Annotated in this window: 14 protein-coding genes; 1 reads left to right on the forward strand and 13 read right to left on the reverse strand. The window is 54.5% G+C overall.

Annotated elements, in window-relative coordinates; genetic code table 11:
- Window positions 1–25: 25 nt before the first annotated feature.
- From DXD48_RS02660 to DXD48_RS02705, 11 genes are all read right to left on the reverse strand, one after another.
- The gene (locus tag DXD48_RS02660) at window positions 26–2,806 is read right to left on the reverse strand and encodes an N-acetylmuramoyl-L-alanine amidase (protein ID WP_117563889.1); all 2,781 of its coding nucleotides are present in this window, start codon (window positions 2,804–2,806) and stop codon (window positions 26–28) included.
- Window positions 2,807–2,980: 174 nt separating this feature from the next.
- A complete protein-coding gene (locus DXD48_RS09995; protein ID WP_147324135.1) occupies window positions 2,981–3,202 on the reverse strand; it encodes a hypothetical protein in 222 nt (73 codons plus the stop codon).
- Window positions 3,203–3,285: 83 nt separating this feature from the next.
- Window positions 3,286–3,672 carry a glycosyltransferase family 2 protein gene (locus DXD48_RS02665; protein WP_117563890.1) on the reverse strand — a complete coding sequence of 129 codons (387 nt, stop codon included), beginning with the start codon at window positions 3,670–3,672 and terminating at the stop codon, window positions 3,286–3,288.
- A 102-nt stretch (window positions 3,673–3,774) separates the two neighbouring features.
- Complete coding sequence (locus DXD48_RS02670; RefSeq protein ID WP_117563891.1) at window positions 3,775–3,966, reverse strand: hypothetical protein; 192 nt, start codon at window positions 3,964–3,966, stop codon at window positions 3,775–3,777.
- A 165-nt stretch (window positions 3,967–4,131) separates the two neighbouring features.
- The gene (locus DXD48_RS02675; protein ID WP_117563892.1) at window positions 4,132–5,211 is read right to left on the reverse strand and encodes an acyltransferase family protein; all 1,080 of its coding nucleotides are present in this window, start codon (window positions 5,209–5,211) and stop codon (window positions 4,132–4,134) included.
- Between the two features lie 40 nt (window positions 5,212–5,251).
- Window positions 5,252–6,355 carry an ATP-binding protein gene (locus DXD48_RS02680; RefSeq protein ID WP_233502337.1) on the reverse strand — a complete coding sequence of 368 codons (1,104 nt, stop codon included), beginning with the start codon at window positions 6,353–6,355 and terminating at the stop codon, window positions 5,252–5,254.
- Between the two features lie 211 nt (window positions 6,356–6,566).
- Entirely contained in the window at window positions 6,567–9,053 is a 2,487-nt protein-coding gene (locus DXD48_RS02685) for a glycosyltransferase family 2 protein (protein WP_117563893.1), read from the reverse strand.
- Entirely contained in the window at window positions 9,054–10,121 is a 1,068-nt protein-coding gene (locus tag DXD48_RS02690) for a glycosyltransferase family 2 protein (protein ID WP_117563894.1), read from the reverse strand.
- Between the two features lie 12 nt (window positions 10,122–10,133).
- Window positions 10,134–11,252 (reverse strand): glycosyltransferase family 2 protein, encoded by a 1,119-nt coding sequence (locus tag DXD48_RS02695; RefSeq protein WP_158548912.1) that lies wholly within the window; start codon window positions 11,250–11,252, stop codon window positions 10,134–10,136.
- Between the two features lie 74 nt (window positions 11,253–11,326).
- Entirely contained in the window at window positions 11,327–12,367 is a 1,041-nt protein-coding gene (locus tag DXD48_RS02700; RefSeq protein ID WP_117563896.1) for a glycosyltransferase, read from the reverse strand.
- Between the two features lie 6 nt (window positions 12,368–12,373).
- Entirely contained in the window at window positions 12,374–13,477 is a 1,104-nt protein-coding gene (locus DXD48_RS02705) for a glycosyltransferase (protein ID WP_117563897.1), read from the reverse strand.
- A gap of 256 nt (window positions 13,478–13,733) precedes the next feature.
- Between DXD48_RS02705 and DXD48_RS02710 the strand changes: the two genes are divergently transcribed.
- A complete protein-coding gene (locus tag DXD48_RS02710; RefSeq protein WP_117563898.1) occupies window positions 13,734–14,753 on the forward strand; it encodes a glycosyltransferase in 1,020 nt (339 codons plus the stop codon).
- Window positions 14,754–14,773: 20 nt separating this feature from the next.
- Here the strand turns inward: DXD48_RS02710 and DXD48_RS02715 are convergent, their stop codons facing one another.
- A complete protein-coding gene (locus DXD48_RS02715; protein WP_147324136.1) occupies window positions 14,774–15,610 on the reverse strand; it encodes a hypothetical protein in 837 nt (278 codons plus the stop codon).
- On the reverse strand, window positions 15,541–16,572 hold the full coding sequence (locus DXD48_RS02720; protein WP_117563900.1) for an AAA family ATPase: 1,032 nt from the start codon (window positions 16,570–16,572) through the stop codon (window positions 15,541–15,543). Before DXD48_RS02720 ends, DXD48_RS02715 begins: the two co-directional genes overlap by 70 nt.
- Between the last annotated feature and the right edge of the window lie 20 nt (window positions 16,573–16,592).

Consider the following 16,592-nt stretch of genomic DNA (forward strand, 5'->3'; position numbering starts at 1 on the left):
TCGGTTTTAGATTTTATTAAATAGCCTAACCAATTACCTCTTTAGCGATTGCATCAATGCTTTCACCATATCCAACGCCAGGAACAGCCCATTTACCATTTAAATCAATGGTTCTCGGAGCGCAACCACGACTGACATATTTAAAGCGAGCGTCAATACACGGATTGACCAAGGGCTTCGTAGAACCATACGCCTTTAGATGTTGGACCTGCGCCCGCAGTCCCTCACGAACAGATCCGAAGCTATAGCCTGGGTTACCAGCCCCCGTGGCACCAAGGCCTCCAAAATTACACTGATCAGGCTGAACCAAATTGCCAAACTTTAGATACCCAGTTTCTTTCATCACCTGTCCATATAAAACCTCAGGTGAGACGCCTTCCAACTGAGCCTCTTCATATAGAATTCTGCAGAAATCTCTAATGTTCGACGCTCCCCTATCCGTATACACGGCTGAAGGGAATCCTTTAGTACCCACAGTCTTTGTGAACTGATTGGCAGCATCTAGATAGGTTGAATAGGCGGGCGACATAATAAGGCCTTCATATCCAGTCATACTTGCGCCATTACGCCCCTCCTTAATGCCGCAATTTAAATAGTGAATGTAATAGCTCTTCAGGTTCAGCCCGATAGCCTTCCTCAGGTCCGTATAACGATTTCGATAGCCGTAGACGTCGAAGGACTCGCTCCCGCGCCGGCCCTCAGCCATGCCGCAGCTGACGAAATGGCGCAGCACGGCAGCATCGTCAACGAACCTCAAACCGCCCTTGACGGCTGTAAAGGCGTTCAGGACGTCACCGTTGTTGGAGGTATAGAAGTGGAAATCGTAAACGGGGGAATAATCGGTACCGCCCTGCGAAACGACAGCGCCCGCGAGGGAATCACATCCGATCGCAATCCTCCCCTCAGCGCGACCGCTGCTGAGGTAATGGCCATAAAGAGCGGTGAGGTTGGCACCGAACGCGCGACGCAGGTCGGGGTATCTGTTGTAATAGCTCAGCACGTCGAAGGACTCGCTCCCGCGCCGGCCCTCAGCCATGCCGCAGCTGACGAAATGGCGCAGCACGGCAGCATCGTCAATCATTACAACGCCAGCGGGGCTTCGTTTAGAAAAAGCGTTGCGAATATCTTTGTTATTCGATAGATAAAATGAGGGATCATAGACGGATGAATAATCAACACCATTGATAGTCGTAGCGTATCCCTCGATCTTTGAGCATCCGGTCCCATGCCTTCCTTCTGCTTTTCCTGCCGTAACGTAATGCTCATAGTACTTAACTAAATCAAAGCCAAAGGCAGCTCTTAAATCTGGATACTCATTAAAATAACTCTGTACATCAAAAGTGGCAGAGCCGCGCCTACCTTCGCTCATGCCATAGTTAATAAAATGGTCTAGAGCTAAATCGCTATTTCCAGCCGTAGCTTTGGCAACGTCGGGATAATGCGACAAATAGTAATTAGCATCGAATACGGAAGAATAGTCGAGCCAAGTTGACTTAGGAAATTGCGCAATGATCGCATCGGCATCGGCTTCGCCAAGACGCCTACAGCCCTCATCGCTAAAATAATTCAACACGTCCCCCGCATTAGAAATAAAGCCATGCTCGATTAGGATGCCGGGAATACCTTGTTCGCGGGCACAACGGATGACCGCGAACTCATCTCCGACTTCCATCTGGAATACACCGCGATAGCTGAGCCCCATAGAAGCGAGGTTGTTCATAACTTTATTCGCGAGCTCGACGGAAACTTGCGTGTAATCATATTCATTGGCAGTGGGGGCATATACCTCAGCGCCATGGGCAACAGGCGAACCGGAATTAATATGGAAGCTAACAAAGGCCTGCGCACCTTGACTCACGCATCGTTGGACACGATAAAGGTAATCATTTCCGGAGTAGCCACCGCTTTGCTCGCGCGCAAGAACGACTTTAAAACCATACGCCTCAAGCTTATTCTTGCAAGCAGCAACAATCTTCCAAGTTAGATCCGCTTCACTCTTTCCATTTCCTTGCGCACCGGGATCAGTGCCGCCATGGCCAGCATCAAGGGCAATTACCCGTACGTTTTTTCGAGCCGAGCGCGCAGCATAAGTAGAAATGCCGTCCGGTGAATCGGCACACTCCAACGCCTGTTTGATGGATTGAGCCTCAACAGCATTGCCTTCGCCGTCTGCATAGTAAACGGAAGTGCCCTCGGAATTAGCAGAGCTCTCAACAACCGCAAAAGAATAATCCCTGTCAGAGAGATCAATCTCATGTTCAGCATCGTCGCCCTGCAGAACATAGGTTATTGAAGTAAGAAAGTATGTATTGAGATCTAGCTTCGAGCCAAATGTAAATGCGGCAGAATTTACAGCCTGCGCGGAAGCATTAACAGCTCCCTGAACTCCGTTGGCGCTCACATAGTTTAGCGTTGCGGAGGCGATGGTATCGCTGTCATTAGGAGTTGCAAACGCGACGACTTGGTCAGCCCCACTGATAAGGTTCGGGTAGCCAATATATATATATTGGAAGGAAGAATCAGTCGATTCGGCTTGCGGTTCAACCAAAGAAGCATCTGCACCGAAATCCTCATCAGCCGCCTCGTCAACATCCACCGGCAACGACTGCTCGACAGTCATGTCTCCGTCGGCAGGGCCCTCGTCACGTGAAGCTACGCCACCGTCTGCGGACGCCGCATCTGATGTAATATTCACTGATCGTACGCTATTCACAGCATAAGCAGCGGCTACAGGACTCATCAAGGGCGAAATCGTCAAGAGAGCAGCTAAAGAAAACGCTGCTGAGGCACGCAATGCCTTTTTCATATCGTATCCCCCATCACAAATAATGATACTAATGTTGCATTATCTTACAATCTCTTCCGCATCGGAAGTCCAGTTATAAAAGAGAATTGTTATAAAAGCAGATGGGAGACTGCTCCTATAAAAGATAGCAGGCGTACTCAGCGGGCTTTATTTCGTTCTTCCATTGACGCAGCGTTAAACTTTAGCTTTTAAATCAATAAGCAGCGCCCCAAACAACGCAAGCACCTGTGACACGAAAAATTCCTGAAGCAGGCAATTCGTCGTAATTCGCCTAAGCTCACGGCCGCGAAATACAGCAAAATGCCCCAATGTTTCGCTTGCATCAGAGGCGGCTGGGGCTTCATCGTCAGAATAATCTCGCCAGTTGCTTTTGGCAAAGCAAGACGCGATCTCCACGAATCAAACACCAGCAGTGTAGCAAAGCCCAACGCCTCCACAGCTCTTGAGCACCTTATACCGAACCTTGGCACCACTCCTCTCTAAAGCGAGAAGTACTCACTGTCGGAGGATGGGTTTGGTCCGAGCCAGGAGTCGCCATCGAGGAAGAACTCCGCCCAGCGCTGGATGAACAGGGCCTGTTCGCGCTTCCAGCGGCGCAGCTTTTCTTCGTTGGCCTCTTCCCTGCCGCGCGAGGTGAACTCGTAGTGATACAGCTCGGCATAGGGCGCAAAGATGGTGCGGTAGCTCGCCTCCCATACGCGCAAGCAAAAGTCTGCGCCGTTAAAACCAACCGCGAATGCCTCGTTATAGCCGCCGACCCGCTCAAATACGTTGCGTCGGACCATCTGGCAGGTGCCCGTCACGGCGCTAAAGTTACCCGGACGCACGGCGCGGGCAAGATAGCCCTTTCGCTTTGCAAAAGGCATCTTTGTGGCCGCAAATTAAAAAACGCAATACCATGCCCATATCGATACGTCATATGCGGTCAGCGCATTCTATTGATGTGGAAACCGGTTCGATTCCTTGATTTAAACCGAAGCCTCTACAGTAATTAAAAGCGCCTCCAACAACACCAGCACCAGAGGCATGCCAACCGAGTCATCATCGACGGTCTCAGAAAACTTCGCAACGGTTACCACGTCAGTCTTCGGCTCGATCGGCTTCTTAACAGCAGCCTCGGTGATATTCGTCTTAGTTGCAACAACCGTGGGCGTTACCATGCCTATAACAGGCTTTGCGTGCCCACGACGCGCTTTCCTAGATGGTTGTCGACCAATCCGCTACAACCAGAGAACGCTGGTTCGAAATCCCAATCGTTCCATCACCTGTATAGAGGGATCGTCGTCAAATCACGTATGCGGAAGAAAATGTCAAAAGTCTTGGTTCTACGACAAAGCTTGATTTAACAAATCGAAAGGGCCGATAAAACGTATGATGAAACCAATCAAGAGCTTCCTGAGACCTTCCAACATTAAGCAAATCGCGAACACAGCTGTTGGAACCAGAAGCACCTGCAACATTCCCAGTCCAACGCCGACACGCGTAAAGGGAAACTGCGAGCTCCAGAGCCAACTTTGGATAGGCCCATAGTCAGAAATAAGATAAGTAGCAAAACATAGTTTCGCGACAGTGTTAACGAAACGGGAGGAAAAATGCGGCATTTTTAAATCGATCAACAAGACAGAGATGGCTATAACTAATGAAAAAATGGACGCCGGTGAACCAAAAAAGCCGTTATACAAATTCGCAAAGGTCGAGCCCAGCAAACCATCAACATGGAATTGACCATAAAACGAGATTGCAACTCCAACAAAAGAAGCAATGCAGCAAGCAACCAAGTGCCTTATATTCACTGTTGACAAATCTACATACCAGCGAATATAGCAAACAAGAACGCAAATAATAATAAAATCCACTAGTAGCCCGTCGATGGGAATCCAAAAGAGCGGCACATAACGCAGGAATCCAAAGGCGAAGACCAGAAAGATTGATAGATAAAGATGTAGTTTCTGGTCCAACGCATGCAAAGCCGGAATTAAAAAGGGCAGTAAAAATACAAGCCAAGCATAGACGGTTACAAACCACCAACTAGAACCAGTAAGAATTGGTGCAAAAATATCTATCAAATTGGTTGGACTTACTTGAATATCGCCGTGAAGCATGAAGAAAAATCCCAGCGCAATACTATAAAAGAGAACCGTGCCTTCGATTGAAGCTATCTGTTTAACAGCTTGTTTAATGGAGTATCCAGCTTTCCCCGCAACAAACCAGATTGTTATGGCAACAAAGCAGCCGACCGCAGTTCTTCCAATTGGATAGAAAAAGATATTGTAGAAAAACCTAGTAAACGAGCTAGGAAATACGGAAACAGAATCAGCGTTGTGAACAACAAAATGATGAGCCATTACCGTCCACATAAGGACAATGCGAAGTAATTCGATACGGGAATCTCGTATTTTTGCCATAATGCCCCCAAGTAAAATCAAAACCTAATTAAGCCTCGACCTAGAAGCGTTCGAGAATCTCCTCGGCATTCTCTCGCAGATAAATATCTAGGTCCGGCAAGGCAAACTGCACGTAGCCTCTCTGTGGCGCCTGAATAACCTCTCTTTGTAGCAATTTAGCCCTAATAGAGCTGATCTCATTGGTCTTTTTACCCATGCGCTTAGCAATCTCGGCTGATTTAGACTGTTGTTTATCCTCGCACATCGCCAAAAGGTATTTGATATCGTTAGGCCCCAGTCCAGAAATCGCGGGCTCGTGAACAACATCGTGAAAACGAGCCTCTGCCAGCGCAATGCCTTCGGTGACGTCGCGCTCGCTCACAATGGCACTTTTGGCACGATGCAAGTTAGCGCGCTGCCAAATGGAATAACCGACCAGTTGCACCAGATAGGCATAGCCCTTAGTGGCCTTAGCGGCTCTCGACAGAAGATTGTCCTCTATGGTCAAACCAGTCGCGACAAAACTATCGCCCATAGAGAGAGCTACCTCCACCCGGTTGATAGGCGCCAGATCTTCGGGGAGGGCACGTCGCAAGAACGTAAGCGCCTTGCCGTTAATAAGATCCATAACGCCGGCGGGTAAGCCGGCAAAGGCAAGTGCGATATCTACTTTTTCCCCTATCAAAAGCTGAACCGTAGACGCAATGGCACGCATATCGTCAATCGGGGCGTCCTGAACTTCATCGATGGCAATAAAAAGGCCCTTGGATGACTTCGCTGCCGAACTCAGCAACTTTCTAAGGCTCGACTCTTTGGGCGCAACGTCGACTTTCGCGGAAACAAAGCCGGCGTTTACGCCGACCGAAGCATTAGTCGCAAGGGAAGAATCAGCAACCTGATCCCTCAAGTCCAGCAATAGATTAGGGCCAGCAGAGACAATAGCGGTCTTCCATCCAAGCTCTCGAGCACGATCCCTAAGATCGCAGAGCAAAACAGTTTTTCCGGAGCCCCTCGGTCCAGCAATGCGCATGAGCCTCGCAGGTGCACCAATTCCCGCATTCAAACTCTCAGTAAACTCAAGGGCAATATCATCACGACCAATTATGCGCGGAGGCTCAGCGCCGGCAGTGGGACGAAACGGGTTATGGAATGCTGTGGCGCTCACTTGTTTGCCTCTCAAGACAATCGATTATCGGTCAATCTTAGCTTTATAAGTTTATCGTAGACTATATCGGATTATATCGTGTTGCATAAGTCTGTATAAACTTATCGCGGAAGTATCGAGCTTTCGTAATTTGTCTTAGTAGGTAGTCCAACGTTGCTTTCTTCCAAGCTCATAGCGAAAGAAAGTTTAGTACTTCCTAAAAACCATTGCTTTAGACCGAGAAGTACTCGCTCTCGGAGGATAGGTTCGGTCCGAGCCACGGATCGCCCGTCAAGAAGAACTCTGGCCAGCGCTGCATGAACAGGGCTTGCTCGCGTTTCCAACGGCGCAGCTTTTCCTCGTTGGCCTCTTCCCTGCCACGCGAGGTGAACTCGTAGTGATACAGCTCGGCATAGGGCGTATAGATGGTGCGGTAGCCCGCCTCCCATACGCGCAGGCAATAGTCTGCGTCGTTAAAGCCAACGGCGAATTCCTCGTTGTAGCCGCCGACGCGCTCAAATACGTCGCGTCGCACCATCTGGCAGGCACCCGTTACGGCGCTAAAGTTGCCCGGGCGCACAGCGCGGGCAAGATAGCCCTCGCGCTTTGCCGAGAAGTCCTGGTTGGCATGGGCAAGTGCGCCACGCACGCCAACCACAATGCCCGCGTGCTGCACCAGATGATCGGCAAAGTAGAGCTTGGCGCCCACCACGCCCGCATCGGGACGCTGCATATAGCCCATCATCTCTTCGATAAAGTAGGGGCTTATGACCTCGGTGTCGTTGTTCAGCAGCAGAAGGTAATCGCCCTTGGCATGCTCCACGCCAAAATTAATGATCTGAGAGTAATTGAACTCGCCCGGCCAGTACACAACGCGCGCGATGCCCTTGCCTTCAGATGCTGCAGCCACGCGCTCTGGCAGGGTTTCGTAATACGCAAACGTCTCCGGGGCTTCGCTGTTGTTCTCCACCAAGACAATCTCGTAATTGGCATACGTGACTCTCTGGGCGATCGACATTACACAGGCGTCGAGCGTCTCAATGTGATCCTTGGTGGGAATCACAATGCTCACCAGCGGCGCAGGCTCCGGCAGCGCATAGCGCATGCGGTAGACAAACGGCGTCTCGGTCTCCTCGACCGTCCCGTGAACGCCCAACGAATCAAAGTGGCGCTGCAGCGCAAGGCGCCCGGCCTCGATGGCATACGGCTTGCTATCGGCAGAACCATCGGCGGTCGATCCCGGAAGCACGCGCCAGTGATACAGCACGTGCGCAACATGTTCAAACCGTGCGCCCGCCGCAAGGCAGCGGAGCGTCAGGTCGTAGTCCTGGGCACCCGCAACATCTTCCGGAGACATGCCAATGCGATCGATAAGTGCCTTCTCCACCATCAGAAAATGCGTCACGCAGTTATGGCTATAGAGCAGGTCGACGTTGAGCCGCGTCTTAAAGACCGGCTGGCCCCACTCCCCCGTTTTCTGGAACATGTCCTCGTCGCAGAACAGGACCTGGGGACGCTCGCCCTCGGCAACCTTGTTCAGCGCGGCAACATAGTGGAATAACGCGTCCGGTTCCAGGATGTCATCGTGGTCCAAGAACGCGATGTAGTCGCCCGTCGCTTGCTCAATACCAGCGTTGGTGTTGAGCACAATGCCGCCGTTGCCGGGAAGCTCGATGCGACGAACGCGCTCGTCGTGAGCGCCTGCCGCAAGGGCGGCCACCGCGTCCCATTCGGGCGAGGCGTCCATAAGGAGCAATTCCCAGTTGTCATAGCTCTGGGCTAGCACCGAGTCCAGCAGCTCGCGCAGGTAGACCCGATCAGTCTTGTAGCACGGCACCACAATGCTCACAAGCGGCCTATAGGCAAAGGCCGCCGAAGCGACACGCTGGCACACCAAATCGGCCGGCTTTGCGCGATGTTGCTCAAACCAACGCCGATAAGCTGCGTCGTCTGCACGCGCATCCTTCATGCGGTTCCAGCTATCGTCGACCATGCCGTTGTACAGGCGACCATCCATAGCGCAAAACCCGCTCTGGATTAGGCCCGTGGGATCAGCCGCAATCGCGACAAAATCCCGTATATCCTGAGGCATCTCTACGCTCAGATACGTTTTATTGACGCGGCATCCGTTCTGCTGCGGCACGTCAACCTGCGATTCAAAAACATGCACGGTAACATCGATGGCGTTCATATGTGTATCGAAGATCTGGAACTCAGGGGTGCACTGGGGGTCTCCCGCCCAGGTAACCTCATAGCGCCACACCGCGCCGGCGTCTGCCGGCAAATAGCGAATGGCATCGATCTCGTAGCGACCGCAGCATTCGCCACGCTGCGCATCGCGGATAAGCGCGCACAGCGCAGGCTTTGCTTTGTAGTTAACCTTGGATTCCAGCTTGGCCACGCGGCTATCGGGGCGAATGGAGCCAAGCTTTTGGCCATCGGACGCAAATGCGACGTCAATCGTAGAGCCGTCCAAAAAGGGAAGCACCAAGACGGCGAGCTCGCGCTCGTAATCGGAAACGGAAGGGCAAAGCGCCAGCACACGGCCATGATCGACCGGGAGCACCAGCGACGGCACACAAGAACCGCTCGTCGTCGCATGGGCAAACGCTTGAGAACCCTCCCGTTCAATAAGCGCGGCGACATCCTGACCGGCAAAACGAAGCAGCACAAACAGACGGCCCTGACTGCGGCAAAGTGCCAAACGCTTGATACTCATCTACACTTCTCGCTTTCCCAGGGCGTTCGCTGCCATACGTTTGCAGGCACCCAGGCGTCCAAACCTCAAGACGTCGTAATCGAACATGAGCTTTTTGCACTCACGGGCATTGGGGGCCTTGCTGGTAAGCGCCGCACGCACCATAGCGGCAACAGAAGGAGCGCATTGTGCGAGCGCAGCATCGCTGCCCACGGCAGAACCGGCAAGCGCCGCGGCAACGGCGGCAAACACCTTGCCGCAGTCCGAACCCAGCAACCTGAGCGCATCGTACAGCACCAGATCGCATAGGAAGTACGCCAGGTCATCGGCATACTGGACATCGAGACCGTCGCGTTGCCAGTCAGCCAGCACCGTGGAGTAAATCTTCACGTGCTCCAGCAGTCGCGTCTCGTCGTCATAGCGCATGGTGTCCATAAGCGAGCCCTTGCGCGCCACGCGGTAGTCATACAGCTTGTTCGAGATAAGCGCGGTCTTACGCGAACGACCGTACACGGCAAAATCGAAGACCTGGTCCTCGCCATACTTAACGGTTTCGTCAAACACGATCCCGTTGCCCAGCAAAAACTCACGCTTGCAGGCGGTGCGCCATGCAAAGGGGCGAGACGCTTCCTTAAACAGCAGGTCAGAGCTATAGCCTTCAAACGACACATCGCGCGGGCTCAGCACATAGTTAAGCCACGGATACCCCGCCTCCAGCGGATACGGATTCGCGCCAAAGGTCAACACGTCGCAATCCTCGCGTTCAAAGGCATCGACGATCACGCGGCATGCATCGGGCGTAAAGCGGTCGTCGGAATCCAAAAAAGCAACAATAGGCGCCGTGGACGCAGCGATACCCGCATTGCGGGCGCTCGACAGGCCGCCGTTGGGCTTATCGACCAGCGTAAAGCGCGCGTCCTTTTCGCAATAGGCAGCCGCAATATCGCGCGAACCGTCCGGCGAGCCATCGTTGACCAGCACGCCTTCCCAATCGGGCATGTCCTGCGCAAGCAGGGAGTCCAGGCACCAGGCCAGGCACTCCTCCACGTTATAGATAGGAACGACAACGGAAATCTTGGGGGTAGCCATAGTCAAGTGCTCCTACTGTGCGACCGGAACGTCATCGGGGTGCGGGTTGTCGCCGTAGGCGCGCTGATACGTCAGCACGCGCCAGACCAGCGGCAGGCCGCCGATCTTAAAGTAGTGTTTAAACGTATTGAGCTTGCCCGGCTTCTTAAAATCAAAGCGCGAATCGATATAGGCGCGGGGCGACTTGACCATCAGTCGCAAGTCGGTCTCGCCACGCGGGTCGAAGAGAGACAGGTCAAAGCGACCGGCATCCCAATCGGCCTTGAGCTCGGGAGATGCCTTCTCCCAAAACTGCTCGCGCAATTCATCGACCAGGCGCTCATCATTCCAACGGTACGTATCGACCTTCATGCGCATTAAAATACCCTGAAGCTGAGCCTTAAGCTCGGGGCGTTCATCCAAAAAGCGCTGCATCTCGGTATATTCGTCGCACACGCAAAACACCTTGTTAGGAGAATTAACGGAGCTCTTCTCGTTATCTTGGCGATAGCACAAAATGGGGTCCGCGATAAACGCAGCACGCTCGGCGCATGCCCAGACCTTAAAGTTAAAACCCGCATCCTGATACGAAGCACCTGGCGTGGGAAGAAACCGAATCTGATTGTCGTTGAGGAACTCGCGCCGGTAGATAGCCGACCAAATGGAAGGTTTGCGGTAGAAGATGCCCGGGCGATCGACGGGGCGATACGCGGCGCCCGTCATATGCTCGTCGATGATCCCAAACAGCTCACGCCGCTCGCTGGGCGTGGACCAATACAGGTAAAAGTCGCCCTTTACCACATCGGCATGCTCGGCATCGGCCTTGGCGACCAGCTTTTGGAGTGAATCCTCAAACATAAAGTCGTCGGACTCAAGGATGCCCACGTACTCGCCGCGCGCCATCTCCAGGCCGCGGTTCATCGAGTCGCCGTAGCCGCTGTTGGCCTTGTCGATCATCTTTACACGGGGGTCGCGCTCCATGTACTCGCGGATGATATCTGGCGAGCTATCGGTGGAGCCGTCGTTGATGCAGATGATCTCGATGTCCTCGAGCGTCTGCGCCACGGCGGAATCGAGGCACTCACGCAGGTAGCGCTCAACATTGCAGATGGGAACAAGAAGCGAAACTTTAGGGGTATCAGAGTTCTGCAAGAGAACCTCCTGTTGAATAGCGTGTAACAGGGTTATTTTAGCAGCCGAGTTGCGGCGGGCGGCAGCGCTTGGAATTAGATAAAACGCTCCAGGCAGGCTTTGAGACCGCGAGTCGAAAGATAGAACAGCGCGGCATCTGCCATCGAAACGCCCGAGGTCGCCGCAACGAGCTTGTGGGCAACACGGCGAACGGCGCCCTTAGCAGGCATATCCGCCCACTCCGTTCCCAAAAACGTCGTGAGGTCCATGTTGACGCGAGCCGCCACGCGATGGAAGTCATCGGCATCCAAGCGCGCCAGGTCGAACACAATGAGGTCCAGGAACCAGGTGATCAGCTCGCCGGGGCACAGGTCCAAAAGACCGTAGGCCGCCCAGCCCTCCAAGACCTCCTCGAGCATTCTCATGTGGGCGTCAAGCTTTTTGGCGCGAGCCTCGGCACTGTTGAACTCGTGCGTCGCCGATTCGCTCTCCATCACGTAGTGGTAGAACTTGTCCGGCATGACGACGGTCTTGCGGGCAAGCGCATAAGCCGCAAATTGGAAGACGACGTCCTCGCCCAAAGCCAAACCGGGGGCGAAGCGAATGCCTTCGCGATTGAGCAGCTCGCGCGAAAAAGCCACGCGGCAGGCATAGGGCTGCGCATTCGAATGGAACAGAAGTTGGGGATCACGGGCGTCGAAGGTACCGGCTTTGGGGCTCATGAGTTGATGGACGCGTTTGGGGGCAGCATCGGCTGGTTCACAGACGCCGCCAAAAACGGCGGCCTCGGCATCTGCAGACTCCATGGCATGCAGTACGCGCTCGACCGTCTGGGCATCGATATAATCGTCGGCGTCCACAAAAAAGACGGTCTCGCCCTCGGCGGCATCGATACCGGCATTTCGAGCACACGAGACACCCGCATTTTCCTGGTCAATCACCAGTACGCGATCGTCGGCCTGCGCGACCTGGCGCAACACGTTCAACGAATCATCAGTCGAACCGTCGTTGACGCAGACAACCTGAATCGAGCGTTCGGACTGAGCCAACAGCGAATCGAGGCATCGCTGAATGGAGCGCGCAGAGTTGTAAACGGGGACGACAATGGTCGCTTTGGGGGTCAAAGTCTCTCCCATGTCGACCTACCCCCTCAGCGATTCGATGAGGAAGGCAGCAACCACGCCTGGGCCTCCAACCGAGGCGTAATACTTAGCACGCCCCAAGGCACCATCCGTCGCAAAACTCGGATGCTCGTCAACCCAGCCCTCAGGATCTTTGAGGATGGCAGCGAGATTTGCGCGCTTCCACGGCTTGAGGTCGTCAAGCGAAAACTCCCCCGCGTCCAAGGCCGCTTGGAACTCCTTGGCCATCTGAACCAGGAACTCCTTATAGAACTTAGGCGCCAAGCGCACGTAGTTCCACATATACGAATCGTACTTAATGAGCTGATTGAACTTGAGCATGCGCGCGACGTCATCACTTGCGTGGTCACGGGCATAATCCTGTCGAATCCAACGCTCGATCTCGGCATACTCGGTATTGACGCAAAAGACCTTAGCCGAAGAATTGACCGAGGAATTCTCGTTGTCCTGGCGATACGACAGCACGGCATCGTGCAGGTAAACAGCCTTATCGGCGCACGCGATCACCTTAAAGGCGAATGACGTGTCCTGAAAGGATGCCCCCGGAGTCGGCAGGAACGTAATGCCGTTGCGCTCAAGAAAATCGCGACGGTACACGGCCGACCAAATCGATGGCTTTTGCTTAAAGAACTGCGTCGTATCGCTCGGATGCACTGGCTTGCCACAATCCTGAGGTCTAAACATCTCGTGCAGCGAACGGCGTTCCTCGGGCTTAGACCAGTAGAAATCAAAGTTCGCCTTCGCAAAGTCGGCATTATTGCTATCGGCGGCCGAGACAAGCTTTTCGAGTGCGTCGGACGCCATAAAGTCATCGGACTCCAAGATGCCAACGTACTTGCCACGCGCCATCTCCAGACCGTGGTTCATCGAGTCGCCGTAGCCGCTGTTGGCCTTGTCGATCATCTTGACGCGCCTATCGCGCTCCATATACTCGCGAATAATCGCCGGCGAGTTGTCGGTCGACCCGTCGTTAATGCAGATGATCTCAATATCCTTGAGCGTCTGTGCCAGGGCGGAATCGAGACACTCGCGCAGGTAGCGCTGAACATTGTAAATGGGAATAAGCAGCGACAGAACAGGGCTGCCAGAGACGTTAGTAGACAAATGTGCTCCTTAGGAAATACCTGTCGTTTCATGGTATCAAAGGGTCAGCGCGCCAGCGGGCGTTTATATAATCTATGGAGCCTCTTGCGGGCAAAGCAGCCCCACATCATGCGGCGGGCCCATGGCAGGTTCCTGCGTTTTATTCAAAGCTTGCCGTCAAGGTGCGCCGAGCCTTTACAATAGGACAGTCCCAAGGACGTATTCGATAGCTTCCGCGCAGCGCATGCGCGCCGCGCGTGAAAGGATATATTGCCCCATGCCTTCAACCCTTCCCGCTCCCATCGATAAGCTCGCCATCGTCGTCGTTACGTACAAGCGCCAGGAACTCCTGGCCAACTTGTTCGACTCCATGACCGAGCTCACGGCAACGCCCTGGCGCATCGTGATTGTCGATAACGAGAATTCGCGCGAGACCGAGGCCATGTGCGCCGCATTTAACGAGCGTCTGGCCAACCTGTGGGGTATCGACACCGAGCAGCCCGACGCGCAGGGCGGCACCGACCGTGTCATCTACGCCCCGCAGCTCGAAAACGGCGGCGGTGCGGGCGGCTTCTCCGCTGGCACTAAATGCGCCTACGATCTGGGGGCCCAGTGGTTCTGGGTGATGGACGACGACGTGCTCGTCATCCCCGAAGGCATCGAGCGTCTTGCCAAGTGGACCGACCGCTACGATGTCATCCAGGGTTCGCGCCTGGACTTTGACGGCGGCGCCTTCTTTTGGCAATACCAACTCATCCTTTCGCTCGGCATTCCCAACCCTGTCGCCAAGTGGGACTTGGGACCCGAGGGCTACCGCACCATGAACCAACTGTGCTTTGAGGGCGGCATGTTCTCGCGCCGCGTGGTCAACAAGATTGGCCTGCCCGACGCACGCTTCTTTATCTACGGCGACGATGCCTGCTACGGCTACGTGGCCAGCCAGCACTTCCCCGCCGCCGTGGTTGCCGACGTGGTGCTCAAGCGCGCCCGCGCCGTCTCCAACTGGGACATCGCCGGTAAGCGCCAACTCAACTCCACGAGCGACACCAACCGCTATTACATCATGCGCAACCGCGGCTATCTGGCCCGCTACATGCAGATCTATGGCGACTATCACCCCATGCTGTTCCGTCTGGGCAACGCCGCGACCTTCTGCAAGGAGTTCATTCGTCTGGCCGCCGTTGACAAGTGCTTTAAGACCGGTATTCCGGCGCTGCGCCGTGGCATGAAGGACGCCCGCAAGATCATCAAGGACCCCAACTGGAAGCCCATGCCGCCCCTGAAGGACGCCGAGTAGCAAAGGGCTTTCGCCATCCCCTATAACCGCTGGCACACCACGGACACGCGCTGCCCGTCAAAGCCAAAGCCCCAGCGCATACGCCCGACGGCAGGGCGTGGCACGCGAATATCATCGATGCCGTTGCGCTCGATTTCGAGCAGCGCCTGAACCGCCAACAGTTCCAGGCCCAGGGCATCGACGCCAGGGTCGTACATCATGTTGATCGTTATCAGCGGGCGCTCGTCCAGCATGCCGAGCGTGTCGGCCACGTCAAACACCCGACCGGTGGGAATCACCTGGATATCCCAGCGATCCGAGACGCCACTTCGCTTGGAGCTGGGATTGCAATAGCCGGGCAGTCCAAAGCAGAGCCCCTGAAGCGCCAGATGATAGGCTGTCGGCATATCTGATTGGCCCACATCGATGCCCAGATCGCCGATAGCACAGCTCAAAGCTTGCTTTACAGTGTCCTCGTCTCCTCGACACAGCCCGTCATGGAACGAGTCGATAACTCCAACGTCCTCAACGGCGCACTCAAACCATTCCAGAATTACAAGACGGAGCGCCTGACGCACTTCGTTGTTAGGCAGACGCAGGGAACGAAGGCACGCGCCGTCCTCCGAATGCCCCGTCATGTCCGTCGTAAGAAATCCAGACAGATACAGCGCTGTCCAGATATCTTCGGGCTTGGCAGCATCGGCCTCCTCGGCATGCACATGCACTGGCGCCTCAATAAACCCATGCGGCTCAAGCAAATCGAACAATGCGGACAGGCGCATGAGATTCCAGTCGCCGACGCATGCGCTCAGACGGTCGGCGTAACCATACAGATCTGCCCGAACGGGCGCGACGCAACCGCGATGTGCGTAGTCCACCACGCGCTCCGGGATCGAGCAATAAAAACCACCAAACAGATAGCCCTCGAGCCACTCACGCGCGTCATCCAGACAGCCGTTGCGACCGATGCGATCAACAGCACCTGGACTTCGTCGTCCGAAAAACCGAACCATCGATCACACCAGCTCGACAGCGGTGTCGCCGACCGATAGGAAACCCCACGTTGGGACAACGCGAACTCGGCAGGACCGGGGCGCTCGCCCATAAGACACGTCAATCGCAACGAGTCGCCGGCGTCGGCAATGGTGTCGAACAACATTCGGCTGAGCGACTCTAGGGAATCCACGCTACCGTCGTCCTTAGCGCCCAAACGCTTTGGACATACCACGTCGTAGTCGTCTATCAGAAGAACAACATGTTCATCGAAAGCTACCTGGAGCAGTTTAATAAGCACGCCAAGCGCCGCATCGATCTCCCTATCGCTGGCCACCCCACGCGCCACCCTCTCGATAAGACGAACCTCACGTCTTGACAGATCAGGCGCGGCAAGCAGCGGCAGCAATCTGGCGCACTCGCGCACGACAGCTCCGCGAATTGCTGCCGCAGCACCAGCGCCATGCCTCGAAGCGGCAGCTGTAAAGTCGAGCATGATGACCGGATAACTCGCGTACTCATCACGATAGCGACCGCCGCCCGCCTGCCAAATCTGGGTACCAGCGAACAGGCTTCGATCCGGCAGCCGGTGATCAGGTCGTTCCAAATAGCACTTGAGCATCGATAGATTCATGCTCTTGCCAAAACCCTTGGGCCGACAGCAAAGCGCAACAGGTGCTTCACTGTCCAATATATCGGCAATAAACATAGTCTTATCGACGAGTAAACACCGATTGATTGCATCGGAAAAGTCGTATGCATCAACCGGTAGAGCTGCGCTATCCGCATGATTGAGCAACCGTGCACCGAACGCATGAGTAAAACCACAATTCACCTGTTCAGACACCGTAAACTCTCCTTCTAACG

Source organism: Collinsella sp. TM05-37 (assembly GCF_003436455.1).
Classification (GTDB): Bacteria; Actinomycetota; Coriobacteriia; order Coriobacteriales; family Coriobacteriaceae; genus Collinsella.

Bases quoted from the DNA above. Each gene is read 5' to 3' on its own strand.
- DXD48_RS02660 (WP_117563889.1), bottom strand. From the start codon at position 2,806: ATGAAAAAGGCATTGCGTGCCTCAGCAGCGTTTTCTTTAGCTGCTCTC.
- DXD48_RS02665 (WP_117563890.1), bottom strand. From the start codon at position 3,672: ATGCCTTTTGCAAAGCGAAAGGGCTATCTTGCCCGCGCCGTGCGTCCG.
- DXD48_RS02670 (WP_117563891.1), bottom strand. From the start codon at position 3,966: ATGGTAACGCCCACGGTTGTTGCAACTAAGACGAATATCACCGAGGCT.
- DXD48_RS02675 (WP_117563892.1), bottom strand. From the start codon at position 5,211: ATGGCAAAAATACGAGATTCCCGTATCGAATTACTTCGCATTGTCCTT.
- DXD48_RS02685 (WP_117563893.1), bottom strand. From the start codon at position 9,053: ATGAGTATCAAGCGTTTGGCACTTTGCCGCAGTCAGGGCCGTCTGTTT.
- DXD48_RS02690 (WP_117563894.1), bottom strand. From the start codon at position 10,121: ATGGCTACCCCCAAGATTTCCGTTGTCGTTCCTATCTATAACGTGGAG.
- DXD48_RS02700 (WP_117563896.1), bottom strand. From the start codon at position 12,367: ATGGGAGAGACTTTGACCCCCAAAGCGACCATTGTCGTCCCCGTTTAC.
- DXD48_RS02710 (WP_117563898.1), top strand. From the start codon at position 13,734: ATGCCTTCAACCCTTCCCGCTCCCATCGATAAGCTCGCCATCGTCGTC.